At 47.8% G+C, this 17,185-nt stretch carries 20 protein-coding genes; 10 read left to right on the top strand and 10 right to left on the bottom strand.

All coding sequences use genetic code 11. From position 1 onward, the window contains the following. From QT979_RS15675 to QT979_RS15645, 7 genes are all read left to right on the top strand, one after another. Positions 1–744, top strand: a 744-nt coding sequence (locus QT979_RS15675; RefSeq protein WP_333310922.1) for a transposase, incomplete at its 5' end; no start/stop codon positions are given. Positions 745–1,097: 353 nt separating this feature from the next. Continuing rightward, positions 1,098–1,817: a 6-phosphogluconolactonase gene (gene pgl / locus QT979_RS15670; RefSeq protein ID WP_333215919.1), complete on the top strand. Its 720-nt coding sequence runs from the start codon at positions 1,098–1,100 to the stop codon at positions 1,815–1,817. Positions 1,818–2,368: 551 nt separating this feature from the next. Beyond that, on the top strand, positions 2,369–3,160 hold the full coding sequence (locus QT979_RS15665) for an FHA domain-containing protein (protein ID WP_333215921.1): 792 nt from the start codon (positions 2,369–2,371) through the stop codon (positions 3,158–3,160). A 97-nt stretch (positions 3,161–3,257) separates the two neighbouring features. Next, entirely contained in the window at positions 3,258–3,734 is a 477-nt protein-coding gene (locus QT979_RS15660) for an FHA domain-containing protein (RefSeq protein WP_333310919.1), read from the top strand. 55 nt (positions 3,735–3,789) lie between these two features. Continuing rightward, positions 3,790–4,527, top strand: a complete 738-nt coding sequence (locus QT979_RS15655) for a PRC-barrel domain-containing protein (RefSeq protein WP_333215925.1) — start codon at positions 3,790–3,792, stop codon at positions 4,525–4,527. Between the two features lie 282 nt (positions 4,528–4,809). After that, the gene (locus QT979_RS15650; protein ID WP_333310917.1) at positions 4,810–5,259 is read left to right on the top strand and encodes a hypothetical protein; all 450 of its coding nucleotides are present in this window, start codon (positions 4,810–4,812) and stop codon (positions 5,257–5,259) included. Beyond that, positions 5,256–5,708 (top strand): FHA domain-containing protein, encoded by a 453-nt coding sequence (locus QT979_RS15645; RefSeq protein WP_333215929.1) that lies wholly within the window; start codon positions 5,256–5,258, stop codon positions 5,706–5,708. The genes QT979_RS15650 and QT979_RS15645 overlap by 4 nt, the downstream gene beginning before the upstream one ends. 141 nt (positions 5,709–5,849) lie before the next feature. On the opposite strand, the gene QT979_RS15640 is transcribed toward QT979_RS15645, so the two are convergent. Next, positions 5,850–6,428 (bottom strand): DUF1997 domain-containing protein, encoded by a 579-nt coding sequence (locus QT979_RS15640; RefSeq protein WP_333215931.1) that lies wholly within the window; start codon positions 6,426–6,428, stop codon positions 5,850–5,852. A 208-nt stretch (positions 6,429–6,636) separates the two neighbouring features. On the opposite strand from QT979_RS15640, the gene pheA reads away from it, so the two are divergent. Together pheA and QT979_RS15630 are read left to right on the top strand one after the other, a co-directional pair. Continuing rightward, positions 6,637–7,563, top strand: coding sequence for a prephenate dehydratase (gene pheA / locus QT979_RS15635; protein ID WP_333215933.1), 927 nt, complete (start codon positions 6,637–6,639; stop codon positions 7,561–7,563). Positions 7,564–7,613: 50 nt separating this feature from the next. Further along, entirely contained in the window at positions 7,614–8,258 is a 645-nt protein-coding gene (locus tag QT979_RS15630; protein ID WP_333215935.1) for a pentapeptide repeat-containing protein, read from the top strand. Positions 8,259–8,291: 33 nt separating this feature from the next. Here the strand turns inward: QT979_RS15630 and QT979_RS15625 are convergent, their stop codons facing one another. The 9 genes from QT979_RS15625 to rpsL form a co-directional block, all read right to left on the bottom strand. Further along, complete coding sequence (locus QT979_RS15625; protein ID WP_333215937.1) at positions 8,292–9,230, bottom strand: PspA/IM30 family protein; 939 nt, start codon at positions 9,228–9,230, stop codon at positions 8,292–8,294. A 215-nt stretch (positions 9,231–9,445) separates the two neighbouring features. Next, positions 9,446–10,087, bottom strand: a complete 642-nt coding sequence (locus QT979_RS15620; RefSeq protein WP_332977659.1) for an LON peptidase substrate-binding domain-containing protein — start codon at positions 10,085–10,087, stop codon at positions 9,446–9,448. Positions 10,088–10,285: 198 nt separating this feature from the next. Beyond that, positions 10,286–10,747: a DUF5615 family PIN-like protein gene (locus QT979_RS15615; RefSeq protein WP_333215939.1), complete on the bottom strand. Its 462-nt coding sequence runs from the start codon at positions 10,745–10,747 to the stop codon at positions 10,286–10,288. After that, positions 10,674–10,994 carry a DUF433 domain-containing protein gene (locus QT979_RS15610; RefSeq protein WP_333310913.1) on the bottom strand — a complete coding sequence of 107 codons (321 nt, stop codon included), beginning with the start codon at positions 10,992–10,994 and terminating at the stop codon, positions 10,674–10,676. The genes QT979_RS15615 and QT979_RS15610 overlap by 74 nt, the downstream gene beginning before the upstream one ends. Before the next feature lie 233 nt (positions 10,995–11,227). Beyond that, a complete protein-coding gene (rpsJ, locus tag QT979_RS15605) occupies positions 11,228–11,545 on the bottom strand; it encodes a 30S ribosomal protein S10 (protein WP_006632193.1) in 318 nt (105 codons plus the stop codon). Between the two features lie 210 nt (positions 11,546–11,755). Beyond that, the gene (gene tuf / locus QT979_RS15600) at positions 11,756–12,985 is read right to left on the bottom strand and encodes an elongation factor Tu (protein WP_242724596.1); all 1,230 of its coding nucleotides are present in this window, start codon (positions 12,983–12,985) and stop codon (positions 11,756–11,758) included. Positions 12,986–13,086: 101 nt separating this feature from the next. Beyond that, on the bottom strand, positions 13,087–15,159 hold the full coding sequence (gene fusA, locus QT979_RS15595) for an elongation factor G (RefSeq protein ID WP_333215943.1): 2,073 nt from the start codon (positions 15,157–15,159) through the stop codon (positions 13,087–13,089). A 345-nt stretch (positions 15,160–15,504) separates the two neighbouring features. Further along, positions 15,505–15,975, bottom strand: a complete 471-nt coding sequence (gene rpsG / locus QT979_RS15590; RefSeq protein ID WP_006632196.1) for a 30S ribosomal protein S7 — start codon at positions 15,973–15,975, stop codon at positions 15,505–15,507. 145 nt (positions 15,976–16,120) lie between these two features. Then, positions 16,121–16,501, bottom strand: a complete 381-nt coding sequence (gene rpsL, locus QT979_RS15585; RefSeq protein ID WP_006632197.1) for a 30S ribosomal protein S12 — start codon at positions 16,499–16,501, stop codon at positions 16,121–16,123. Positions 16,502–16,955: 454 nt separating this feature from the next. On the opposite strand from rpsL, the gene QT979_RS15580 reads away from it, so the two are divergent. After that, on the top strand, positions 16,956–17,159 hold the full coding sequence (locus QT979_RS15580; RefSeq protein WP_333215945.1) for a hypothetical protein: 204 nt from the start codon (positions 16,956–16,958) through the stop codon (positions 17,157–17,159). The last annotated feature ends 26 nt before the right edge of the window (positions 17,160–17,185 follow it).

Here is a 17,185-nt window from a genome sequence, read left to right as displayed (position 1 = left end):
AATAGCTGTTTTTACGCCGAGTTTGTTTACAAGGTATCTAGCATTCAAACTGTGACAGACAGTCAAAAAGCTTTAGGCATCGAGCACGGTATTGGTAACTGGCTTACTTGCGTCAGCAACTCAGGTACAAGCTTTATTATTGATGGCAAACACTTGAAGTCGGTCAATCAATGGTACAACAAGCGTGTAGCAAGTTTAATGGAGGGCAAGCCTAATGGTTTTTGGTCACATCAATTAGCACGATTGACTGAAAAGCGAAACCGTCGAATGCGCGATGCTGTAAATAAAGCAGCTCGTTTAGTTGCTAATCACTGTATCAAAAACGGAATCGGTGTTATCGTTTTTGGGTGGAACAAAAGGCAGAAAGATTCTGCCAATATGGGCAAAAAAACCAATCAGCAATTTGTTCAAATTCCTACGGCACGATTGAAAAACCGTATTGCTAAATTGTGCAAACAATACGGTATTATGTTTGTTGAAACCGAAGAAAGCTACACGTCTAAAGCATCATTTGTAGACAGCGATTTTCTACCTACAATCGGTGAAAAACCCGAAGGGTGGAAAGAAACGGGTAGGCGGGTAAAACGCGGTTTGTACCGGACGAGTGCTAACAATTGGTACATCAATGCTGACTGCAATGGGGCAGCCAATATATTGAGAAAAGTAGAGACGATGTTAGGGCTTGACCTTGACGGAGTTTGTAGGGGTGTTTTGACAGCGCCTTCAAGAATTACCTTTTGGTAGTTTCTTTAGAATCCCTGCTGCTTCAGCGCAGGGAGTGTCAAATTTATAGACTTTGCTGTGCGGGACGGCTCGGAGTCCCAAAAAACGGTTTTTACTTTCTGCCCAGATGCTCCGAGTACGATCGAACTTTTGATTGAAAGTTGCGAAAGCTGAAGGCAACCGGTGAAAATCCATAAAGCACTGGTAGAAATATGTCTTGCTTTCCTTAAATCAAGGGGCATAAGATGATAAAATTTTATGGGATGCTGTGCCATACCTGCCGGGTCTGTCAGCCGATCGACCTCAAACCAAAATGTCAAGGTAAAATTGGCAATTGCTGAGAACAAAGCCCAAGAAAAGTTGAGAGGAAATTAATGAAAAAAGTAGTTGAAGTATTAGCAAATCGGGAACAACTGATAGATCGATCGCTGGAGATTGTGCTGTCGAAAATCTCAGAAGCCATAGCAGAACGCGGACTTTGTACGATCGCCGCAGCGGGCGGAAGCACACCGGAACCCCTCTACAGAGCGATCGCAGCCCAAGACCTGGCTTGGGACAAAATTCACGTTTTCTGGGGCGACGAACGCTATGTTCCCCCAGAACACCCAGACAGCAATCAAAAAATGGCGCGGCTCGCATGGCTCGATCGAGTGAATATCCCCGCCAGCAACATTCACCCCATGCCCACAAGCGCCGGCGACCCCGCAGCCGACGCTGCCGCGCACCAAACCGAATTGCAGCAGTTCTTCAAAGTATCAGAGGGCGAGTTTCCTGCCTTCGACATCATTTTATTGGGTATAGGAGACGACGCCCACACAGCCTCTCTATTTCCCGGCACAGCAGCCTTGAAAGTCCGCGATGCCCTAGTAACTGTCGGTAACAAAGACGGTCAACCCCGCATTACCTTTACAGTCCCCTTAATCAACCGGGCCCGGTGCGTCATATTCATGGTCGCAGGAGCCAGCAAACAACCCGCCCTAGCTCAAATTTTTGCCCCCGCAGCCGACGAAATGACCTATCCAGCCAGACTCGTTGAACCAGAAGGCGAACTTTGGTGGCTGCTCGATGCGGCGGCTGGCGAAGCAGTAAAATAGCCGACAGAGCGGCAAGCGTGCCAACACAGTCAGCATTATCACTAACTCAATCTTGCCCATCACAGCTAACGTCACGGCGTCAGCTCAGTTGCTAGTATTAGAAGCAATATAAGAATTGTGGCGGTTAAAGTTAAAATTTGACCATATACACGAGTATTTTTGTCAGGAACCTCAGCCTAAAGGCATGAGGCTTGGAAGAGAAATCTAACAAGCCATTCTGACCAGCCTAAGTCTTAACTGACTACGTTTTGTGAGTCACGACACCCTGGGATACGAAGCTAGTCCCTTGCTCTGTCGCTAGTGGTTAAACAGTTCTAAGGTCACTGGAACAGTGCTGCTAGCCTAACAAGCTCCCTAAACATTGGCGAAGCTAACTTTACCCCAGAAATGGGAGATTGAGGACAACCATATCCTCACGGGGGGGCAACCATACCCCTACCCCGCAAGGGGATTCAATTCAATGTAAAGCCGTCCTGTAAGGACGGGGTTTCAGACCCAACGACTTTTGATGAGGCTGATTTAAAAATCTGGCCGATAGCAAGGAGAAATCGATGATTGTCTGTCCCAATTGCAATCACCAGAACCCCGACGGGGCCAGCCAGTGTGAGGCTTGCTACACGCCTTTACCTGTTACCGCAAGTTGCTCGAACTGCGGTGCAGCAGTTCAGACAGATGCAGCATTTTGCGGTCAGTGTGGCTTTAATTTGCGTCCGGGTTCCATAGTTCCAGAAGTTGAGGTGACAGTACCGTCCCCCTCGCCTGTAGGCCCGACAGTGGTATCATCACCGGCGCCGGATTTAGTGCCACCCGATCCCCTGATGCAAATGGAACCTCTAGTTACCCTGAATAAGGGGCTTAACTTGGAAAAAACTCCTGCCAGCATTCCGACGATTCCAGATCCCCCGCCTTTGCCCTCGGTTCCTGTTACAACTGAATCGGTGGCAACACCAGTAACTATCTCTCCTCCGGTTCCGGGCTTACAGCCAGCAGGTGTAGCTAAAACTCAACTGCAACAGCAGTCGGCGCGCCTGCTACACGTTCAGACAAATACCCCGATGGAATTGCCTCACAGTCTGGCTGTGGTTCACATAGGCAAGCCAAATGATTTAGTGCCGCCGGATATTGATGTTTCGGGATTTGCTAATTCTGAGATAGTTTCTCGGGTACACGCAAATCTCCGGGTGGAGGGAGATGCTTGCTACCTAGAAGATGTAGGCAGTTCCAACGGCACTTACGTCAACAATACTCCGCTACCCAAGGGAAACCGCCACCGGTTGCGACCGGGAGACCGCATCTCTCTGGGCAAAGGAGACCTGGTTACGTTTTTATTTCAAATCTCTTAGAGCGAGTTTGGATTGGGCGATCGAAAGTCTAAAATCTAAAATCGCATCTTGAGGCGCTCTACCAAAACTCAATGCAGCCAATGTGATTAAGCTGACCTTGCTACATCCACTCCAGTCTATACCCGTCCGCAGTTGGATCTTTGAAGACGAGCAGGTCGTCCGGATCGGGCGTTCGACCGAAAACCACGTCGTTCTTTTTAGCGCTGTGGTTTCTCGTCGCCACATCGAATTGCGGCGCAGCGGCATAACTTGGGAACTGATCAATTTAGGTACCAACGGCACTTACCTCGATGGTAAGCCGATCGCTAAGGTTCCCATTGTGGACGGTCTGATCGTTCACTTGGCTCGCTCTGGGCCGAAAATTCAAATCAACGTAGGCCCGAATCAGTCCTCAGTCCAGTTAGGACAAATTAGCGTCAAGCCTAGGGAGGCCAAGGAAATTCACGCTCCCTCGGGCGGCGTGCACATTAGCACGATTCCTGTTTCCGAACACAAAGAAGTTGGCAATTCCAGGGAAGAGGAGGAGTTAACCCAGGCAGATAATAATCGCCATTATTCGGAAGAAGAATATTAAATCGGCTTCTTTGGACGATCGACATTTTTCAAAGGCGGCACTCAGGAGTTTATTTATGAGTACATCACCACAGATTGTTAGGCGCAGCGAACTGCAGGGCCGCCGCACCATCGACCGCAGAACGGCGGAAGAGGTCGGCAGGGTAGATCGGGTTTGGCTCGATGCTCACTCCCAGCGGGCGATCGGCTTTACTTGCAAGTCGGGACTTTTGGGCAGCAAAAAAACTTGGTTCGCTTGGGCACAAGTTGATACGGTGGGGGAAAATGTTTTTGTCACCATTAACCCGGAACTGCCGGAATTGCATCAGCCGGAACAAGCTGTTTGTCCGATCGGGCTTGAGGTGCTCACGGACGCTGGAAATCAGGCAGGTACAGTGGTTGACTACCTATTTGATGCCCGGACGGGTTCAGTCACCCACTACCTATTTAAATCGAGCGGCTGGCGCGGTGTTTTAGACGACATTTACTTGTTACCTGTGGCAGCTATTTCGACCATTGGCAGCAAGCGGGCGATCGTCTCTGAAGCTGCTGTATCGGAACCAGTGCAGTACGCGGAGGGACTGCACAAAAAAGTCGGTCTGGTAGCAGAGTTTTTACACGAAGATTTCGACAGAACTCTCAAAAATGTGGCCGGTGTGAAGCGGGGCGCTCAAAGTCTGGCGGAAAAATTCCAAGATAAAGCTCTCGAAGTCAGGGATGTAGCTCAAGAAAAAGTTGCAGAGTTGAAACGGCAAAGGCAAGAATCTGTCCAGCCAGAGCCGAAACCGGAGCCGCCTGACTCAGATTTAAGCTGAAGTTTGGCCTTCCCGCTCGTCGGGGGACTAATTGCCGATCGCATTTTGGGGCCGCGCGCGCGAGGAAGGTCGATCGGTATTTTCGCTATGAGAGATTGATGCGTTGTCGCGCTTAAAATTCCAGTGCTGCTCAAAGCATTGTATTTTAAAGGTATCGCATCAATAAGGAAAATGTTAGCAACTCAAAATGACCTATGCTGTTTGATACAATCAACAAGTATTTTATCTAGAGACCCCAGGATTAATAATTGGTTAACTTCTTTCTTTATAAACAGCGAGTCCTTGAGCAGTGACTGTCGCCCGATCGAAAAGTCGAATCAGCGGTGCAACCAGCGCGGGTCTGAGTTAAATTCTCTGGTTCATCAGCGGGAAAAGGATTATTTAGCCGATCGAATTGAGCGGCTCACCCATCGGCAGAATCGCTCCCTCACAGACCACATTAATCAAGCGGTTAAAACCGCCGTCCATCACTGGGAAGTTCACCCGACTAATCACATCGTGTTTGCTTGTTACCGAGGACCGCAAAAATTTGCGCCTGCGCCAAAAGCTCACCCTCAAAAGTTGCTTCAAATGCCTCAAGCAGCCAAAAGTTCAACTTTTACGGCAGATAGAGGGAATAGGGGCGCACTGACGACGCCTTTAAAAAGCAAATTTTTTGCAGTTTTCTCCCAAAAAATCTCTCTGGAAGTATCCCCGTTTCAGTCTGGCGGTGGAGTGTCAAAACATCAGTGATTACCTTAACTCTTTTACATCCTATCCAGTCTGTCCCAGTTCAAAGTTGGTGTTTTGAATCAGAACCGGTGGTTCGGATCGGTCGATCAAACGACAATGATGTAATTATTTACAGCGCTGTAGTTTCCCGCCACCACGTAGAACTGTGGAATCACGCTAATGGCTGGGAAATTATTAATTTTGGTGCTAACGGCACTTATGTAGATGATAGACCGATCGCTCAGGTGTCTGTTGTGGACGGGATGACAATTCGCTTGGGCAATTCCGGCCCAAAAATCAGGATTCGGGTGGCCGCAGCGCATCAACCGGGCAAAATAATCAAGCCACCGCAGCGCGAACTCCGCCAAAAGGACGAAGTTTCAAAAGACAGGTCAACACCTTGGCCTGGGGGCGTGGGAATAATCGAAGACGATGAACATGGGGGGCTGACTCACATCGATCTTGACTGACCGGCAGCTATCTCTCCCTGCTGGCTAGTTCCAACAAAGCGACCGATGCCCAATTCGAGCGTATAACTAATATTTTGGTAAGTTGCCTGATTTGTGCCTAAATATCCCTATACATTAATTAACAGCTTCTCTAGTAGGATTTCACCCTTCTAAAGATAAGATTGGGGGGAGATCGATCGATATTAGCTCACTTTCGCTGTTTGCCCAGCGGCGGTAATCTAAGAGCAACTGGTGCATCAACCGCTGTTTGACGCTCAGCAGTACGCTCTTGAGCAAAGCGTTCCCCGTTGCTTCTAAAATGGGTTTGGGCGTCAGCCAAAACGGCGGCGGTAATTCTACTTGCACTTCCAAATCCGCTTTTCCTTTCAAGTATGCTACCCCGCTGCTTTGGTGTACACAAAGCTTTCCTTTGAGATTGAGAGCAAAGCGATCGTTTATATAACCCACGCCACGAATTTCGCAGGCCACGGACTCCAAATTGATTGTGCCATCCGACTCAGACCACACCCTCATGTCTACTGTGGGTTGAATGCTCAGCATCATAAATTGTAACGGTCGCATTTTCAGGCGGAAACAGTCATCGCTTAGCTGTTGTGTGCGACTTTGATCGACCAGGGCGTTCACCAGTCGTCTGGGCTGGCGTAGATAATGTTGAATGGGAACCCGTTCCTCTGGTACGGCGATCTCAACGGATTGGGAAGCATTAAAGCGGATATACATGAGAAAATATCAAAATATAGGATTCCTAAGCATATCTTAATAAACTATCACCTTTTTTAAGGTGACATAAGTCGCGCGCTAAGTCGCGAACCCAGCAATGTCATCCGAGAAATCACTGATAAAAGCTTTCGGGACATCGCTAATTTTTCATCATACTTCGTAGCTGATGAGAGTAAAGCAAACATTTGTAACCTAAAATTGCCTCTAAATGAAAATTTCTATCGCACATCTCGGCCCTGTTGGTACAAATGCAGAAACAGCGGCTCTAGCTTATGTCAATTGGTTGAGCCTGGAAACTAACTTGGAATGCACCCTGTGTCCTTATTCCACCATTTCCCAAGCGCTAGAGGCATCTGCCGTAGGGCAGGTTGACTATTCAGTTGTGCCCGTCGAAAATTCGATCGAAGGCAGCGTGACTGTAACCTTAGATACACTCTGGCGACTCGATCAACTCCGCATTCAACACGCCTTAGTTTTGCCAATTTCCCACGCCTTAGTGTCTAATGCCAAAAATTTTAACGAGATTCAAAAAGTTTACTCTCACCCGCAAGCGCTAGCTCAGTGTCAGGTATGGTTGGGGCAGTTTATTCCCTCAGCTCAATTAATTCCGGCGAATTCTACGACGGAAGCATTGCAATATCTGGAAGATAGAAATGTAGCAGCGATATCTTCGCCAAGAGCGGCTGAACTTTACAATTTGCCAGTGTTAGCTCAACCCATTAATGATTATCCCGATAATTACACTCGATTTTGGGTACTCAGCAGGAGTGGGAGAGAAATCGCCAACGTAGAACCAGGGGAGCGCTCATCCATTAAATCCATTACACAATCTGCTTCTAAGTTGATCCTCGATGCTTCACCGTCTAATTGCACCCATACCTCACTAGCTTTTAGCGTACCTGCCAATATGCCAGGAGCACTTGTAAAACCTTTGCAAGTATTTGCCAGTCGTGGTATTAATTTAAGCCGGATTGAATCTAGACCTACTAAACGATCGCTCGGAGAATATATTTTCTTTATGGACGTTGAGGCTAACGCCTGCCAAGCATTTGTTCGATCAGCACTGGAAGAATTAAAAAATCACACCGAAACTTTAAAAATCTTTGGTTGCTACAGCTTACTGTCAGTAGTATAATTTATTTTTATGTACTATACTTTTTAAGTAAAACTTAGGAGGCTGGCGAAATGAATGCTGATGAACTTCTCAAGCGATACGCAGCCGGAGAAAGAAATTTTCATGAAACCAACTTGAAAGAGGCTTCTTTGCGAGAAGCTTTCCTAATTCATATTAATCTAGCCTGCGCGAATCTCAAAGAAATAAATTTTGCTTTGGCCAACCTAGGGCAGGCAAACTTAATAGGTACTAACCTCAAGAATGCTTGCCTTGTGATGACAAAACTCAATGGGGCAAACCTGAGCCGAGCAGATCTAAGTTTCGCAAGATTAACAGGAGCTGACCTGATTGAGGCAACACTGAAAAACGCAAACTTGAGCGACACCAAAATGATCGGTGTTGATTTGAGCCGATCCTCATTGTACGCTGCCAATCTAATGGAAGCAAACCTCATAGATGCTTGCTTGGACAATACAAACCTCGAAAAAGCCAATCTAAGCGAGGCTAAACTGCGGGGAGCGAGTCTCAGAACAGCCAACTTGAGAGGCGCTTTTTTGTGTGAAAGTAACCTTGAGGGCGCAGATTTGAGAGGAGCTGACTTGAGGGGTGCTAATTTGAGCGGGGCATTTTTGTGTGGCGCTAATCTCGAAGGAGCTAAGCGAGATAAGAAAACAATTTTCAGTGGGACAATACATTTTTGCGTCAGACAAGTTTGAGTTCACGCAATATATAACCGGAGAGTCCGACAACTAAGGACTAAAAAATATACTATTGACTTGGCTGAAAGTGAAGTCTATTTGCTGCTGTACCTTAGCAAAATGAAGCTGCATCTTGAGGATCTCTTTCTTGGAATTGGCTTGAGCAATCTTACTTTCCAAAGCCAGCAAGTTGCGATTGAGAGTTTCTACTCGCACAGTTTGGTAGTCTAAGTCAATTTTTAGTTCTGCGGCCTGATCGACTTGAACCTGCTGGCGAACTACGGCGAGGCGGATTGAATTCTTATCCTGTGTCTGAAGAGCTAGCAAAGCTCGCTGCTGCCACTGGTTGGCTTGAGATTCAGCTTGATTGTACAGCCACTGAATCCGCAGTTGGGCGGAAATCGCACTGGCAACAGCCTGACGCAGTTCTTTGAGAGGTTCCTGAATTTCTAAGATTAATAGTTCCCAAAGATTCATCAGTTCGCTGGTAAATTCTTCCCGTTCTACAGAGGCTACCAGCGCTTCTAATAGCAACAAATTTGGTTGCATTTGCTGCGTAATTGTCTCAAATATTAACTGTGCTTCGGACATTTGCCGATCGTAATTTTTTTCTGAGACTGCACCGGATGAGTGCTTTAATATTTTTTCCGTGCTGTCTACCTCAGCTTCTGCATCTGAACTTGAAGCTACAAAGGCCTGTAACTTTTCGCGGGCGATCAAATTAAGCCTTTGTCGAAGCAAATCGCAGGCCGCCCGCTGCACTGGCCCTGTTTCGCTTTGACAAATCTTGATGACTATTTTTAAGCCAGCATCGCCGTAATTGAGTGCCTCTCTCAGGGCGGCAATTCGATGTTCGTTGACAGAACTAGACAGCCGATGTTTAACTCCTGCTAGTCCGCCAAGCACTACACCGCCCACAGGAGGTGGCAGTTGACCGCCTCTAACTGCATCGTATGGTTTCGGTTGGCCGTGATTTTCTAACACAAGCATTTACTGCTATAAGGAACCTATCCGAACCTGTTTGAAGTTAAGAATTGAACAGATACCAGTTCGCAAAAATAATGGAACTGTAAGCGCGCGATCCAAACCCTTAGTTCATCAGTAAATCAAAAATCAAAAATCGAAAATCGAAAATCGAATGATTTGTGTGTAATTCTTTCTGCAATGCAGGTCAAATAGATCGTACTTTTTCCTAGACCAATTGGCTACTTGAGTGTATCTTTCAGTACAGTCCTCGCTGCCAAGTGATTGCGAGTAGAAGTCAAAATTTCGGTTTCGCGTTCCAATCTCGCAGCAGTATCTTGCAATTCTAAAAGAGTTTGCTGTTCTGTCGCTGCGCCGTAAAGGTAGCTGGCTACCCAGTACGACAATTCTGTAGGCAAACTGGGAATGTCTTCGGGCAGGTCGATCGGCTGATCCATCAATTTGCTGGAGAGGCGAACTACATCTCTCAGCAGTTGTTCGACATCTTTTCCCAAAGGTCTGAGGTCTTGTTGTGGCGGTTCGTCTTCGATCCATTCTACTAGACCAACTAAATACGGTTTTTCCCGAACGGCGTCCAGGACTCGGAACCGCTGCTGGCCGAGAGTCATAATTTTCATGCGATCGTCGGGCAGGCGCTGGCAGTGAATCACTTCGGCGCAACAGCCAACGGCAGAGACTTTGTTTTGGTTGGGGTCCCACATGAGTACACCGAAACGCCGATCGCCCTCCAGAATCGTATTCATCATGATTCGATAGCGAAACTCGAAGATTTGCAGTGGCAGCGGTCTACCTGGAAATAGAACCACTTCCGGCAACGGAAATAAGGGGAGTTCGCGAACTGCTACAGAGGAAGAGGATGCCATTGTCGCTCAAAAGTGACGGTACTTGCGCTTATTTTTCTTACTTTAACTGATTAAAGGCAATTCCGGGCGGGGGTGAGGGGCGATCGGGGGAAATGCGACGCGGGCGATCGAGACTTTCGGCTGATGCGTAGGATCAGAAACCGGGTTTTCCTCAAAAATCCTTGGTTGTTACCCAGGTTTTTGCTTGGTGTGGGTGAATTATCGCGCGTACTCTTGAACCACAAAAACCGGATGACTCAACCCACGCTGATTCTGCTTTTTGATCCGAATTAGGCGATCGAGCAACGAATCAACTTGCTGAAGATAGGCATGAAGAATAGTAACTTGTCCCAGGTAATCTCGATCGTCTTTACAAACAATAATTCCTGCGTGGCGATCGCCACCACGGTGCAGCGCCACAAAATCATCGCGATTGAAGCTAATTACCGCCCGATTTTGTGCAGTCGCAAAGCGCAGAACCTCGTCATCAGGAATTCCTTGATTTGCTTGACCGGCATCATAAGAAGTTAAAACATCACTGTCAAGACTACGTAAATGCTCGACCATTGCGATCGGGAAATTTTCATTGGAATAAAGCCTCACCCTTTCAATCATCGGTTTGATGAGAAATAATAATACGATCGATTTCTTCGCGGTGGCGATCGTAATAACGCCAAGCATTCTCTAGATCGCGATCGTCCAAGACTGGATAATTCCGAAGTAACTCAGCCTCATCAGCCCCCTGTTGGTGAAGCGAAACGAGTGTCCAAACAGGAATGCGGGTGTTGCGAATCCGGGCCTTTCCTCCACAGACTCCAGGCGTACTCTGAATCGCCCTAGCTGAAAGTTTTTCTTGGAACAACAAACTCTCTTCAGGTGTCAGCGATTCAATGACTTGAATTAAGGAGTCAACCAACTGAATGTTCATAGCTGGTAATTGAAGAAATATCGAATAGCCATCGCTTAAACCATCATAGCAAATTTCTCTAAAAAGAAAAGAATCTTATCAACCATTGCATTACCAGCAAGGCAGCTTACAACACCTCGATCGTATTCTCAACTTTAAAACTGGTTTCTGACTATCCTTGCATCCGGGAATGAAAAAAAGGAACAAAGTATTTTTCCCTTGTTCCTTTTTTTGTTATTTTCCAAGCCCTCAATCTACAGCTTGACTTCGATATCTACGCCGGCTGGCAAATCCAGTTTCATCAAAGCGTCAATTGTTTTTGCCGATGGCTGGTGAATGTCGATGATGCGGCGGTGTGTGCGGGTTTCAAAGTGTTCGCGAGAATCTTTGTCTACGTGGGGCGATCGCAGCAAGCAGTAAATCCGCCGCTTTGTCGGTAGGGGAATCGGGCCGATCGCTGTGGCTGCTGTCCGATTTGCTGTATCTACAATTTTTTCGCAGGATGCGTCTAGAATTCGGCGATCGAAAGCTTTGAGGCGAATGCGAATTTTTTGCTGTTGAATTGTTGCCATTTTTGTTTCTTGAATTTTCGAGGTTCAGTTTATTTTTAGTCATTAGTCATTAGTCATCAGTCATCAGTCATTTGTTATTTGTTATTGAACATTTAACCCATAACTACTAACAACTGGCCACTAACCTATAACTACTCACTACTCACTAAATAGCAGAAAAGCCTATTAATATTTGGCGGCTTTTCTGCTATTTAAGCTGTTATGCGAGTCCTACTTGAGAATTTTGGAAACAACGCCGGCGCCGACGGTGCGGCCGCCTTCGCGGATAGCGAAGCGCATTCCTTGTTCGATCGCGATCGGGTGAATCAACTCCACGGTCATTTTGATCCGGTCACCGGGCATCACCATTTCTGCTTCAGTACCGTCATCAGCCGTGAATTGTGCGATCGTGCCGGTCACGTCAGTGGTACGGACGTAGAACTGAGGGCGATAGCCAGAGAAAAAGGGCGTGTGCCGGCCGCCTTCTTCCTTCTTCAGGATGTACACTTCAGATTCAAACTGAGTGTGAGGCAGGATGCTTTTCGGCTTGGCAATCACCATTCCGCGTTCAATATCCGCCTTTAAAATCCCCCGCAGCAGTAGACCAACGTTGTCGCCGGCCAAACCTTCTTCCAGAGACTTGGTGAACATTTCCACACCAGTCACTGTAGTGCTGCGAGTGTCCTTAAGACCCACCAATTCTACTGTTTCGCCGACTTTGATGGTTCCGCGTTCGATCCGGCCAGTGGCGACAGTACCCCGACCAGTAATCGAGAATACGTCTTCAACTGCCATCAAGAAAGGCTTGTCAACTTCGCGTTCTGGGGTGGGGATGTAAGCATCTACTTCTTCCATCAGCTTGTAGATTTTGTCAACCCACTCATTTTCGCCCTTGACTGTCTTGGGATTAGCAAGCATCGCTTCGAGAGCTTTCAATCCCGAACCTGTGACGATGGGGATGTCATCGCCCGGAAAATCGTAAGAGCTCAAAAGTTCGCGAACTTCCAGTTCTACCAATTCCAACAGTTCAGCATCATCCACCATGTCTTCTTTGTTCAAGAAGACAACCAAGCTGGGAACGCCAACTTGCTTAGCTAGCAGGATGTGTTCGCGAGTTTGAGGCATAGGGCCGTCTGCCGCTGACACTACTAGGATGCCGCCGTCCATTTGAGCTGCACCGGTGATCATGTTTTTCACATAGTCAGCGTGTCCGGGGCAATCTACGTGAGCATAGTGCCGACCTGTGGTTTCGTATTCCACGTGAGCAGTATTAATCGTAATACCCCGTGCTTTTTCTTCTGGCGCAGCGTCGATGTCGGCGTAGTTCTTAGCCTTTGCTTGACCTAGTGCAGAGAGAGTCATCGTAATCGCGGCGGTCAAAGTTGTTTTGCCGTGGTCAACGTGACCGATCGTGCCGATGTTTACGTGGGGTTTATTCCGTTCAAATTTTGCGCGTGCCATTCTTGATCTGTTCCTTGTTTTTTTTAGCGATTTTAGACTTGAGATTTTAGATTCTAGACTTTGGATTCAATCCAAAATCCAAAATCTAAAATCCAAAATCATTAGTTCCCTTTGTTCTTAGCGATAATGGCTTCAGCCACGTTTCGCGGCACTTCTTCGTAATGGCTGAATTCCATTGTGAAGATGCCTCGACCTTGGGTTTTCGAGCGGATGTCGGTGGCGTAACCAAACATTTCTGCTAGTGGAACTTTTACAGAAACTTTGGCTATCCCCTGATCCGTCTCTTGACCTTCGATCTGACCCCGACGCGAGTTGAGGTCTCCGATGACGTTCCCGATGTAATCTTCGGGAACTTCAACCTCTACTTTCATCATAGGCTCTAGCAGCACTGGCGACGCCTTCATCACGGCTTCTTTGATCGCCATTGAACCGGCGATCTTAAATGCCATTTCTGAGGAGTCTACGTCGTGGAAAGACCCGTCTACCATAGTAGCTTTGAGGTCAATCACGGGATATCCTGCTACAATACCTGATTCGCACGCTTCTTTCATCCCTTGTTCTGCCGGGCCGATGTACTCTTTGGGTACAGTGCCACCAACAATTTTGGAGACAAATTCAAAGCCGCTTCCGACTTCGGTGGGTTCTAGTTCGATCACGACGTGACCGTACTGACCTTTACCGCCACTTTGGCGGATAAATTTACCTTCGGCGCGGACGGATTTGCGAATGGTTTCACGGTAGGCTACTTGTGGCTGACCCACGTTCGCTTCTACTTTGAATTCCCGCAGCATCCTGTCAACCAGGATTTCCAGGTGCAGTTCGCCCATACCGGCGATGACAGTCTGGTTGGTCTCTGGGTCAACGTTGACTCGGAAGGTGGGGTCTTCTTCCGAGAGTGACTGGAGGGCTTTGGAGAGCTTCTCCATGTCTTGTTTGGTTTTGGGTTCGACAGCCACCGAGATGACTGGCTCTGGAATAAACAGAGATTCCAGAATCACTGGCGCTCCTTCTTCGCAGAGGGTGTCGCCGGTGAAGGTGTCTTTCAAACCCAAGGCTGCTCCCAAGTCTCCGGCTCGGAGTTCCTCAACTTCTATCCGATCGTCCGCTTTGAGTACAATTAGGCGAGAAACCCGCTCTTTTTTGTCTTTGGTGGAGTTCAGGACGTAGGTTCCTTTTTTGAGGATACCGGAGTAGACGCGAACAAAGGTCAGGCGGCCGTAGGGGTCAGCCATGATTTTGAAGGCCAGGGCTGACAGCGGCGCGTTGTCGTCGGCAAACCGCTCTGCTGTGTCGCCGTTGGGCAGGAGTCCTTGAATTGGAGGAACTTCCAAGGGCGAGGGCAGATAGTCGATGACTGCATCCAACAACAACTGAACGCCTTTGTTTTTGAATGCCGAACCGCACAACATCGGGACGATCGTACCTTCGACAGTGCCCTGACGCAGGGCCAAGCGGATTTCGTCTTCCGTTAACTCTTCGCCTTCGAGGTATTTCTCCGTGAGGGCGTCGCTGGTTTCTGCTACGGACTCGATCAGCTTGGTGCGGTATTCTACGGCTAGATCCTTTACTTCATCGGGGATTTCTACTTCCTCGATGTCGGTTCCCATGTCGTTGTTGTAGATATAGGCTTTCATGTGCACTAAGTCTACAATTCCCCGGAAGTTTTCTTCACTGCCGATCGGGATTTGGATGGGTACGGCGTTCGCTCTCATTCGATCGCGAATTTGGCCGTAGACTTTGTAGAAGTTTGCCCCCATCCGATCCATTTTATTGACGAACACAATCCGGGGTACGTGGTACCGATCGGCCTGTCGCCAAACTGTTTCGGATTGTGGCTGCACTCCCCCTACCGAGCAGAACACTGCGATCACTCCGTCGAGCACTCGCATCGAGCGTTCGACTTCGATCGTGAAGTCTACGTGTCCGGGAGTGTCGATGATGTTGATTTTGTAATCTTTCCAACTGGTGGTGATAGCAGCGGCAGTAATCGTAATTCCCCGCTCCCGCTCTTGCTCCATCCAGTCAGTGACTGCTGTTCCCTCGTGCACTTCACCCATCTTGTGAACCATGCCTGAATAGAACAGAATTCTTTCAGTTGTTGTTGTTTTGCCCGCGTCTATGTGGGCTGCGATGCCGATGTTGCGAGTTTTTTCTAGCGGGACGGTACGTGCCACAGCTACCTCCTTAATCTTGTGTTGCTGTTATAATACTATTATACTACACAGTAACCCTATTTTGCACTCCCCAGTGACTTACAAAAGTCTCTGGAGCTTATTGTTACATTTTAATATTTTTTGCAAGATTTGTTTACAAAAATATTAAGGATGCGACATGGAGGATTCAGAGAGTGCATGAATTTTGAGTGCATGAATTTTGATTTTGAGAGTTTTGAGTTTGCTTCACCAATCGCAACTGCGCCAAGAGAAGCAATCTCAACACTCAAAACTTACACTTTCCAATTTCTCACCCGATGCTTTTATATCGAACGATCGCGCTCTTCTCCATGCCCGTTGTTGCAGTTAGTAGCGGTAGTGAGCAAAAGCCTTGTTAGCTTCAGCCATACGGTGAGTTTCTTCGCGCTTGCGAATAGCACTCCCTGTTTCGTTAGCTGCATCCATCAGTTCGTTGGCTAGCTTGGCTGCCATCGAGCGTCCGGTGCGGGCGCGGGCAAATCTGATCAGCCAGCGGAGGGCGAGGGTGGTACCGCGATCGGAACGCACTTCCATCGGCACTTGGTAGGTGGCGCCACCTACCCGGCGGGCTTTGACTTCGACCAGGGGTGTGGCGTTTTTGACTGCTTTTTCAAACAAGTCTAACGGTTCAGCCCCTGTGCGTTCTTGGATGGTTTTGAGGGCGTCGTAGACGATGCTGGAGGCAACGGATTTTTTGCCGTGCTGCATGATCCGTCTCACCATCATGCTTACCAACCGGCTGTTGTAGGTTGGATCTGGTGGAACTGGACGTTTTTGAATAACTGTGCGGCGAGACATAGTTCTATTTGGGATTTTTGATTTTGAATGATTGAGTTTGGGGTTTTGGGATCACATATCGATTTATGACGATCGAGCGTGCAATTGAGCGGCGCGATCGGATTTATTTTTGCTTCCCTACCCCGACGATCGGGCGAGTTCCGTGTTATTTTTTCTCTTTAGGACGCTTGGCCCCGTATTTGGAACGACCCTGCTTGCGGTCTTTCACCCCAGCGGTGTCTAATGTACCCCGAATGATGTGGTATCTAACTCCGGGCAAATCTTTTACCCGACCGCCCCGGATCATTACTACCGAGTGTTCTTGCAAGTTGTGACCGATCCCAGGGATGTAGGCGGTGACTTCAAAACCAGAGGTCAGCCGTACCCGAGCCACCTTCCGCAGCGCCGAGTTGGGTTTTTTCGGGGTGGTCGTGTACACTCTGGTGCAAACTCCGCGGCGCTGGGGGCAACTCTTGAGAGCTGGCGATTTGGTTTTTTTCTGCGTTTGTTCCCGTGCTGAACGGATGAGTTGCTGAATAGTGGGCATGAGTTACGGCATTTCTAGCTTTTTGCTGAATATAGTGATTTGGCTGTATCCGCACTGAAAGTCCCTTCCCCTCTGGGGGGACGGGATGAATGAAAATAATTATGGGTAAGTGAGGATACCAGACTCTGTATTGTACACGACGCGTGTTTCTTTGGCAAGAAATTTGCGCGACCCGCGCTCAAACTTTCTTCCTTGCTGCAAGTTGGGAGGGGGCGAGCGCAACGGGAGAATGGTATGTGACATCCTACAATTTGGGCGCAACTATAATGATTTTCACAGCCGTCAGCAAAATTTATGACATCGCAATATCGCGCTTTTTCGCTCAAATTACCATTGTTAGGAGAGGTGCATTAACTCCAGCCTGGGATCGCATCACAGTCTATAGCCGATCTACATCACATAAAGTTATCTAAAATTGCCGGACAATAAGAAATATACATTGAGTTGACTGCAGATGACAACCAAAGCTTATATTCCTGAATATAAAATTTCCGAACTTTACTTGAACATTTGGAAATCCGGTAAGATCGATCGGACTGTGCTCCAGCAAATTCAATACGCAATTAATTCTCACAGTTTAAAAAGTTCAGAGGATCGAAAAATTGTCACGAGGCTGCTTTATGCAGTACGGCGGGGATGGGTGTCAGTGATGGACTGAGTTGCTTGGGAGTTTTGAGTCAGGGC

This window comes from Microcoleus sp. w2-18bC1, assembly GCF_036700365.1.
Lineage (GTDB): Bacteria > Cyanobacteriota > Cyanobacteriia > Cyanobacteriales > Microcoleaceae > Microcoleus.
Note: the sequence above shows the minus strand (reverse complement) of the source record. Positions and strands in the feature narration are given on the sequence as shown.

Excerpts from the sequence above, each read along its gene's own strand:
- pgl (WP_333215919.1), top strand. The coding sequence starts at position 1,098 with ATGAAAAAAGTAGTTGAAGTATTAGCAAATCGGGAACAACTGATAGAT.
- QT979_RS15665 (WP_333215921.1), top strand. The coding sequence starts at position 2,369 with ATGATTGTCTGTCCCAATTGCAATCACCAGAACCCCGACGGGGCCAGC.
- QT979_RS15655 (WP_333215925.1), top strand. The coding sequence starts at position 3,790 with ATGAGTACATCACCACAGATTGTTAGGCGCAGCGAACTGCAGGGCCGC.
- QT979_RS15640 (WP_333215931.1), bottom strand. The coding sequence starts at position 6,428 with ATGTATATCCGCTTTAATGCTTCCCAATCCGTTGAGATCGCCGTACCA.
- pheA (WP_333215933.1), top strand. The coding sequence starts at position 6,637 with ATGAAAATTTCTATCGCACATCTCGGCCCTGTTGGTACAAATGCAGAA.
- QT979_RS15630 (WP_333215935.1), top strand. The coding sequence starts at position 7,614 with ATGAATGCTGATGAACTTCTCAAGCGATACGCAGCCGGAGAAAGAAAT.
- QT979_RS15625 (WP_333215937.1), bottom strand. The coding sequence starts at position 9,230 with ATGCTTGTGTTAGAAAATCACGGCCAACCGAAACCATACGATGCAGTT.
- QT979_RS15620 (WP_332977659.1), bottom strand. The coding sequence starts at position 10,087 with ATGGCATCCTCTTCCTCTGTAGCAGTTCGCGAACTCCCCTTATTTCCG.
- QT979_RS15615 (WP_333215939.1), bottom strand. The coding sequence starts at position 10,747 with ATGCTTGGCGTTATTACGATCGCCACCGCGAAGAAATCGATCGTATTA.
- QT979_RS15610 (WP_333310913.1), bottom strand. The coding sequence starts at position 10,994 with ATGAACATTCAGTTGGTTGACTCCTTAATTCAAGTCATTGAATCGCTG.
- rpsJ (WP_006632193.1), bottom strand. The coding sequence starts at position 11,545 with ATGGCAACAATTCAACAGCAAAAAATTCGCATTCGCCTCAAAGCTTTC.
- tuf (WP_242724596.1), bottom strand. The coding sequence starts at position 12,985 with ATGGCACGCGCAAAATTTGAACGGAATAAACCCCACGTAAACATCGGC.
- rpsG (WP_006632196.1), bottom strand. The coding sequence starts at position 15,975 with ATGTCTCGCCGCACAGTTATTCAAAAACGTCCAGTTCCACCAGATCCA.
- rpsL (WP_006632197.1), bottom strand. The coding sequence starts at position 16,501 with ATGCCCACTATTCAGCAACTCATCCGTTCAGCACGGGAACAAACGCAG.
- QT979_RS15580 (WP_333215945.1), top strand. The coding sequence starts at position 16,956 with ATGACAACCAAAGCTTATATTCCTGAATATAAAATTTCCGAACTTTAC.